The sequence below is a fragment of the Photorhabdus sp. RM322S genome (assembly GCF_042879395.1).
Taxonomy (GTDB): Bacteria; Pseudomonadota; Gammaproteobacteria; order Enterobacterales; family Enterobacteriaceae; genus Photorhabdus; species Photorhabdus khanii.
The window spans coordinates 1-899 of the sequence record NZ_JBHFKW010000139.1 but is presented as its reverse complement, the minus strand read 5'-3'; the positions used below and the strand labels follow the sequence as shown (position 1 = coordinate 899).

Sequence of the window (899 nt, the reverse complement as noted above, 5' to 3'; positions counted from 1 at the left end):
ATTAAAATGGACCTGATTGATCATGGCAAAGGACAAAAAGGCACAATACACATTGAAGATAAATGTCATAACGCCCCTAAGCATCATGCTGTGCTGACCGGGGGACAAAAAGAGGTAACCATAGCGTTTAATACACCTCAAGCGGTCACGTTATTCTATCAAGATAAGTCAGAAGACACGGAGATTGAAAATGGTTTGCAAAGTGTCTGGTCGTATCTGTCTAATCTTGCCAACCCGACGGATATGTACAGTGATCCCCGTTATTATCAGTTAATAACGCAGGGATGTATCAGTGCGCAAAAATACGTGACGATGGCGGTTTACCCCTCCGTCAGTTTTATGGCCTCCGTCGGATTCAGCTTTGATTTTTCTCATGGTCAACGGTCAATGAAGGAACGGCGTGATGAACAGGCAAAAGCGCGTAATACCATGGAAAATGTTAAACCTAAAAATGGCAATAAACTGCGTGCAGGGTGGACCGTCAATACGGATGAATTTTATATTTCCAGAGAGACGGCACTGAATGTTGAGTATGCGTTAACTGTTCAGGATATAGATTATTCAGCCAAATTTGCCGAAGTTAACAAAGTCAGAAAAACACGGCAGAGTTTAGACGCCATCAAGCGGGTGGAAAAACTGTTAGGCTATACCCAGAAATACCTGGTGCCTGATCCTGACTCAAACGGTAAAGGGACCCGTCACTACCAGCTGTTTGACCTGAATATAAATCCCATCAATATCGGGCTGGCTTATGCTTATGACCGCACCACCTCAGTCGATGACAGTAGCCATTTTTTAGGCTTCAGTGCCACCCCTTTTATGGGCATGAGCGCAAAGCTGGATCTCATTCAACTCGGTGCTGCATATTGCAAAATAGACAGTATTGTCGCCAAATTCAG

At 44.2% G+C, this 899-nt stretch carries 1 pseudogene; it reads left to right on the top strand.

Features of this window, described 5'->3' with window-relative positions:
* A pseudogene (locus tag ACGF63_RS22935) lies at positions 1 to 899 on the top strand (hypothetical protein); the annotation flags it as partial.